Here is a 6,873-nt window from a genome sequence, read left to right on the forward strand (position 1 = left end):
GTTCCGCGCTTTTTCAATGAAGACATCGAACATCACGCAATGGCTGAAGAACGCCGCGAAGATCGCCGCGATCAACGCCGGGATTTTTTTGGGCCTTTTTCTGCTCGTCGAACTGGGCCTGCACGTCAAATCGCCAAATCAGAACCCGCTGCTCGGCCCGCCCTTCGTCAAAAGCGCGTTCAGAGTGCATGTTCCCGTCTACAGCCATTCGCTGGCGGCGAATTTCGACGGCGACGATCTGTGGGGCGGACGTCGCTATCACATTCGGACGAATGCGCTCGGGTTCAAGGACGGCGTCAACCGGGATGTGCCGCTGCGGTCTGATCGGCGACGCATTCTCTTCATCGGCGACTCCTTCACCGAAGGCGCCGGGCTTCCCTATGAGCAGACGTTCGTTGGCCGCTTCGCCGCCGCCTTCCCTGACATCGATGTTCTCAACGCGGGCGCAAGCTCTTACGCGCCTTCCGTCTACTTCATGAAAATCAAGTCCCTGCTCGATGCGGGACTGCAGTTCGACGAGGCGATCGTTTACGTCGACATATCCGACATTCAGGATGAGGCGATCTATTATCGATATGGGCCAGACGGGACGATCCAATGGACCAATTTCGAAAAAAAATGTACGTCGCCGGAGGCCACTCTCGTCATCGAACCGTCCTGGTGGGCGCGGCCGTTCTACATCCTCGAATATCTCGAGAAGGACCGCTTCATGCGGCGCGCGCTCAAGGACGTGCGCAACGTGAGCGTCGCTGAGTTGCGCAAACCTGGCATGAGCTACGCCCCGGACAGAGATCGCGCCAGCTGGACATATGACGCGAAGGCGCAATGCTACGGTCCGATGGGGATCGAGGGCGGCATCGCCAAAGCGATCGAGAATATGGATCGCCTTCACGCGCTGCTCAGTGAACGCGGCATCCCGCTCTCGGTCGGCGTCTACCCCTGGCCGCAGCAGCTGCTGTACGATCAGGAAAATTCACGGCACGCGCAGATCTGGCGAGATTGGTGCGCAAACAAATGCCGCAAGTTCTTCGATCATTTTCCGATCTTCTTCGCCTATAAGAACGCGCACCCGGATTTTCTCAAGGATTTATACATTTGGACCGACGTGCATTACAACGAACGCGGCAATGAACTCCTGGCCCAGGATCTCATCGCGAAATACCGTTAGCCGCCCGATCGTCAAACGCCGCGGCGAGACGTCTGCGCCGCACATCGTCTCGACAACCTCACACACGCGCGTCAGCGTTCGCCGGCAAGTGGCGTCCGGACCGGACGCCTGACATCCATGCACAGGAAAGATCACCGCTCAGCTTGACGGATCCGGTAAAGCCAAGTTTTCTGTATTGGCGGGCGTAAGCCTATATGATTGCACATATTTTTTGTTCGATGGATGGAGCAGCGAATGGGTTTTGATCCCCTCACGCGTGACAGTCTCGTCCAAAGTCTGCGCAGCGCGCTGCCGCTTTCGGCCCGGCCCAGGCCAGCGCTTCTCGATTTTTTACGCGCGCGGGGCGCAAGCGGACGCAACGCGCCCCGGCTGGTCATCGTCGATATCTTTAACGCCGGCGCCCAGGGTCTGATGTGCCGCTTCAAGATCGCCGACGAATCCGACGCCGCGGATTTTGTCGCGCCGCTGGCGCAAATTGCGCTGGATCGCCGATATCGCTCCGCCCAGCGGCTCGTCGCGCATCCGCGCCATGCTTCGCGGAGGGACGCGGCGTAAATCAACCCTATGTCGTCTCCACCCGCGCGACGCCCGCGACGAACGTCGCCGTCAGCATGCCAGGCGTCGAGCGCGCCCGTCCGCATCTTCCCTCCCGATCGACAAGGATGAGGCCGCCGCGCCCATCCACTCGGTCGACGAGGTAGCGTATCGCCTCGCGCGCGGCTTCTTCAGCGCGCAGAGATCGGAATTCGACGAACACAGCCGCCGTTCGCGCCAGCGCGGTGCGGATGAAGTCCTCGCCGACGCCGGTGCAGGACGCCGCGCAGCTGGCGTTGTCGGCGAATGTGCCGGCGCCGATCAACGGCGAATCGCCGACGCGGCCCGCGCGCTGGTTGACGACCCCGCCGGTCGACGTCGCCGCGGCGAGATCGCCATTTCGATCGCGCGCCACGGCGCCCACCGTGCCGAGTTTCGCATCGGCGGGTTCCGAATGATCGAGCGTGGTCTCGCGCTTTCGCTTCGCCCTCGCCAATTGCGCGACGCGCGCCTCCGTCCGGAAGTAATCTTCGCTTTCGAACGCCACATCGCGCTCACGCGCGAAGCGCTCCGCGCCCTCGCCCACGAGCAGCACATGGCCGCTCTTGTCCATCACCTCATATGCAAGACGCACCGGATTTCTCACGCCGCGTATCGCGGCGACGGCGCCGGCTTTGAGAGTCCGGCCGTCCATGATCGAGGCGTCGCACATTGCGGCGCCGTCGGCGTTGAGCACCGAACCCCGACCGGCGTTGTAGAGCGGATCGTCTTCGAGCAGCGCGACGCAATGCGCGACGGCGTCGAGCGCCGACGATCCCGCCGCCAAAAGGCGTGCGCCCGACTCGACGATCGCGCGTAACGAGGCTTCATACCGATGCGGGTCGCGGATCGCGCCGGCGCCGCCATGGATCATGAGAGTGAAGTCCGTCATCGTTCAACCATTGGCTTGCCGTCGCGTCGCGTGCTTGCGTTATAGTTTATCGCTCAAACCTTTGGAGTGATCGCCATGCGCAACACATTGCTGCTTTCCCTGATCTTCGCCGCGCTTGCGGCGCCCGCAGCGTCCGAGACGTCGATCATAGGCCAAAAAGATGGAAAGGATATCGTCACCGTGCGCGTTGGCGAAGCGTCGCACTCCAAACAGGCTCTCCCGATCTTTCCCGGAATCTCAACAAAGACGGCCGGCGCGAAAGGCCTATCGCTGCTCAAGGTCGTCATACCGCCGGGCGGCAAGGCGGAGCCCCACACGCATAAGGGACACGAGTCCGCGATCTATCTTCTGCAGGGTCGCGTCGAGACGCGTTACGGAGATCATCTCGAAAAACGCGTGGTGAATGTCGCCGGCGATTTCATTTTCATTCCTCCTGACGTGCCGCATCAGCCTGTGAATCTCAGCGACAGCGAAGCGGCGATCGCGATCGTCGCCCGCAACGACGGCGACGAACAGGAACACGTCATTCTCTACCCGACGAAAAAATAGCGCGCGCGATTCCATGTCGAACGATGCGCAGCCGAAGCGCGCGCGCCGATCACAAGCTGCGCTCTCGCTGTTCGGACGTCTCGCGCGAATGATCCTCGACGCGTTTCATTCGAAACCATTCATTTGCAGGAGGACAAACATCCTGGAAACGCGCTTATAAGCCTCATGTTGACGTTCGCCTCACGCGCCGTCCGAATGCGTCACGAAGGCTCAATGTCGATGCGGTTGAATACGGCCACGAAGCTGAGACCGAAACATTCCAGGCGATGACGCTTGAGCGTCACGCTTCTCGAAGCGCGCCAATTCATTTCGGCGCCCACTCAGACATCGCGCTCAGGAGTAGTTCCATGCCCCGGTTTGCGGCTTTCAAAGACGATTCCGCACTGGAGACCAGCCGTTCGGCGCAGCCCGCGTTTGTCCCCGCCTCGGCGCCGCCGCAACGAAATGCGCGTATCCTGATCGTCAGCGACATGCGCCTGTTCCGCGAAGCGCTCGGCTTGCGTCTGAGCGAACATCAGGGAATGTCGATCGTCGCCGTCGTCGAATGCGAGGCGGCGCTCGCGATCGCCGCAGATTTGGCGCCCGACATCGCCTTGCTCGACGTCGGCGAGCTGCACGCGCTTACGATCGCGCAAGGTCTCGCCGCACAAAACGGGGATTTGCGAATCGTCGCCATCGGCGCGCCCGCATCCGCCGGCGCCGCGCTGGCGGCCGCCTGTTCAAAGATCGTCGGCGTCATCCCGCGAGAAGGTTCGGTCGAAGACGTCATCGACCTGCTCGATCGACTGATCGCGCCGACTTCGGCCCACGCCGACGGCGCGCCTCAGGTTGCCGGCAAGGAAATGGCTGCAGGCGATTCCGACGCGCAGGAGACGCTGACGACGCGCGAGCACGAAATTCTTCAACTGATCGAACGCGGCCTGTCGAACAAGGAGATTGCTCGGCGGCTTCGCATCGAAGTCGGCACAGTGAAGAATCACGTGCACAATGTGCTGCAGAAGCTCCAAGTGCGCGGACGCGGCGAAGCGGCGCACTCGATGCGAAAGCGCTCCTCCGCATTTGGCGGAGGAGCGCTTTGTTCGCCGATCTATAAAGGATCGCTTGTTTTCGCGACTAAATGAGCCCCGCGGCGCGCAATTGAATCATGCGCTGGATGATCGCCGGGTTGACCCGCTGCAGCATTGCCGGGTCGATCGCCCATGGCGCCGGCGCGGTCAAGGGAGCGAATCCGTCGAGGCCGACGCCGGCCGGCGCGAGCCCGGCGCTGGCCGGAGCCGCAGCGCCCATCGGCTGAGCTGCAGAGAGACCGGGCGCCCGCTCAAAATCCGGCACGCCGACGCCTTCACGCGTCGCGTCGCCGAGATAGCGGGCTCCGGATGACGCCAGCAGCGAGAAGAGCTGCGCGACGCGCTGCTCGTTGCGAACGGTCCGTGCGGCCGCCAGCAGCGGATGATGCGCGAGAAGCAGCGCCGCCATGCCGGTGACGTGCGGCGTCGCCATGGAGGTGCCGTCCCAGGCCGCATAGCCGCCGCCGGGCACAGTCGAGACGATCGCTACGCCAGGCGCCGCGACGGCGATCTGCGGCCCAAAGCAGGTGAATTTCGGCGAAAACATCGCGCCGGCCACAAGCTGCGGAACGACCGTCTGCGCGTGGTAGCTGTCGCTGGGAAACTCGTCGAGCTTGCCGAGCGCCGCAACCGTAAGCACCGTCGGAAGCGCGCCCGGAAACTGCACGGGTCCGCTCGAGTTTCCGGCGGCGACGATGCAGGCGACGCCGCTCTGGCGCGCTTCGGAGATCTTCTGCGCGACGAGTTCGGAAGGATCGCCGCTGCCGAGACTCATATTGACGACGTCGAGCTGACGCTCGATGCATTCGTCGAGCGCGTCAATGAGGTCGCTGAAGCGTCCGCCGGGGAACACCTTCAGAGAGTGAACTTCCGCTTTCGGCGCAAAGCCGCGGATGCCGGCGACGCCGTCGGAGGCCGCCGTAATGATGCCCGCGCAATGCGTGCCATGGCCGATCTGATCATTGGCCCAGCTCGTCTTGTCGCCGCCATTCGTGAGATCGGCGCCGCGCGTCACGTGACGCAGCTGCGGGTGCGCGCTGTCGCATCCGGAGTCGATGATGCCGATCTTGACGCCGGCGCCGGTGAACGACGGATCGAGCCGATCGAGCTTCATCAGGCGCTGCCCCCAGCCGATCATCCCGCTTTGCGGGAAGCCGTTGAAGCTTTCCGTCAGCGGACGCAATTGCACCGTGTTCACGGCGCCAGGCTGCAGCGCCGGGGCGCGGAGCATTCGATCCCAATGATCGGCGGCCGGTTTGACGTAAATCGCCTGAATCGTCTCGATCGGGCCGCCGAAAACGGTCACGACGACTTCGCCGCGGTCGTTGGTGACGCCCTGGCCGGGAAAGCCCTGACCATAGACATAGACGGTCGCTTTCGGCAGCGGCTTGCCGCCGGCGCCCACCACGCGCAGCTGCACGTCGACGCCGACGCCCGCCGCGATCGGCATGACTCCATTGAAGTCGAACGGTCGGAAATCGTCCGAGACGCGGAGAAATGCGTCGCGCTCGACGATGACGTTGGGCGGCGCCGACGCCTGCAGCGCAGCGCCACGCGCAGGGTCCATCTCGGCGACGAGAATCTCGGGCGTTTGCGAAGACGGCCCGCCGGTCGAAAAGGCGGTCAATCCGCGGGGCTGAATCCGACGCACGATCTTGACGTCGGGGAGCGCATTGGCGAGTTCCATCGCCGAAGCAGGCGCAAATCCGGGCACGCGCCGCGAGGCGATCATGAAGCGCTCGGTGGGCGCAATCGCCATCGGCTCGACGCGCGTCTCGGCGCCTGCGCCGTTCGGCGCGGGCGCCGCCGGCTCGGGGCTGTGGCCGGTCGGCGCCGGGTTGGTGTTGTCGGGACCAGCCATATCAACTCTCCTAATTGAAAGCAGGCCAGCCTGCGCGTCGCTGCGAGGACGCGACGCCGGCGCTAAAATGGTTTGAGCGGAGCGTTTGGTTCGATGATCAGGGTCGCGCCGAACCGCTCGCGCAACTGACTTGCGCTCGCCGCTGGCAAAGCGACGACCAGCCTTGGCTGACCGACCTTGCCGGCGCGTTGAAGGATCGCGGCGCCTGGAACAGACTGCATCGCCTGTTCGAACGCCGTCAGATCCGCCGCCGCCGCCGCGTTGCGCGGCGCCACCAAAAATTGATCGATGCCGTTTGTTGAGCCCATGACGTCGCGATCCTGATCTTTGGATGACTCCCGGGCCGGAGACTCGGCCCGGGAGCGGCAACAAATCATCCTTCGAGCGCCGCGTCGACGACGCGGCGCTCAGGCGTCAGCCATACATCGGCGCCTGCATTTGCGGCACGTAGTAGACAGGCTGCGGCGCGGCGTCGAACGGCAGGAAGCGCTGGGCAAGGCCGCCCACCGTGCCGCCGATCGTCTGGCCGAGGCCAGCGTTGCCGAAACGTCCGCCGATGAAGCCGCCAAGCGGCGCCCCGATCGCGCCAAGCGCGTCGCCGACGATGCCCTGCGGGGCGAACACCGGCGCCGCTTCGAACGGCAGGAAGCGCTGCGCGAGGCCGCCCACCGTGCCGCCGATCGTCTGGCCCAGACCGGCGTTGCCGAAACGGCCGCCGATGAAGCCGCCGAGCGGCGCCCCGATCGCGCCAAGCGCGACAGCG

General features: G+C 64.1%; 7 protein-coding genes and 1 pseudogene. 4 read left to right on the plus strand and 4 right to left on the minus strand.

What is annotated here, in order from left to right:
* Positions 1-16: 16 nt before the first annotated feature.
* Positions 17-1,168, plus strand: coding sequence for an SGNH/GDSL hydrolase family protein (locus AB7F41_RS13665; RefSeq protein ID WP_428385333.1), 1,152 nt, complete (start codon positions 17-19; stop codon positions 1,166-1,168).
* Positions 1,169-1,402: 234 nt separating this feature from the next.
* The gene (locus AB7F41_RS13670; RefSeq protein WP_428385335.1) at positions 1,403-1,723 is read left to right on the plus strand and encodes a hypothetical protein; all 321 of its coding nucleotides are present in this window, start codon (positions 1,403-1,405) and stop codon (positions 1,721-1,723) included.
* A 7-nt stretch (positions 1,724-1,730) separates the two neighbouring features.
* Here AB7F41_RS13670 and AB7F41_RS13675 read toward each other — a convergent pair whose 3' ends face one another.
* Entirely contained in the window at positions 1,731-2,633 is a 903-nt protein-coding gene (locus AB7F41_RS13675; RefSeq protein WP_428385337.1) for an isoaspartyl peptidase/L-asparaginase family protein, read from the minus strand.
* 75 nt (positions 2,634-2,708) lie between these two features.
* Between AB7F41_RS13675 and AB7F41_RS13680 the strand changes: the two genes are divergently transcribed.
* Positions 2,709-3,182, plus strand: coding sequence for a cupin domain-containing protein (locus AB7F41_RS13680; protein WP_428385339.1), 474 nt, complete (start codon positions 2,709-2,711; stop codon positions 3,180-3,182).
* Between the two features lie 347 nt (positions 3,183-3,529).
* Positions 3,530-4,303 (plus strand): LuxR C-terminal-related transcriptional regulator, encoded by a 774-nt coding sequence (locus AB7F41_RS13685; RefSeq protein ID WP_428385341.1) that lies wholly within the window; start codon positions 3,530-3,532, stop codon positions 4,301-4,303.
* On the opposite strand, the gene AB7F41_RS13690 is transcribed toward AB7F41_RS13685, so the two are convergent.
* From AB7F41_RS13690 to AB7F41_RS13700, 3 genes and pseudogenes are all read right to left on the minus strand, one after another.
* Positions 4,296-6,110 (minus strand): S8 family serine peptidase, encoded by a 1,815-nt coding sequence (locus AB7F41_RS13690; protein ID WP_428406623.1) that lies wholly within the window; start codon positions 6,108-6,110, stop codon positions 4,296-4,298. The two genes, AB7F41_RS13685 and AB7F41_RS13690, sit on opposite strands and share 8 nt — an antisense overlap.
* Positions 6,111-6,172: 62 nt before the next feature.
* Positions 6,173-6,418, minus strand: coding sequence for a hypothetical protein (locus AB7F41_RS13695; RefSeq protein ID WP_428385345.1), 246 nt, complete (start codon positions 6,416-6,418; stop codon positions 6,173-6,175).
* A 106-nt stretch (positions 6,419-6,524) separates the two neighbouring features.
* Positions 6,525-6,873 (minus strand): annotated as a pseudogene (locus tag AB7F41_RS13700) (hypothetical protein); the annotation flags it as partial.

This window comes from Methylocystis sp., from assembly GCF_050251305.1.
Taxonomy (GTDB): domain Bacteria; phylum Pseudomonadota; class Alphaproteobacteria; order Rhizobiales; family Beijerinckiaceae; genus Methylocystis.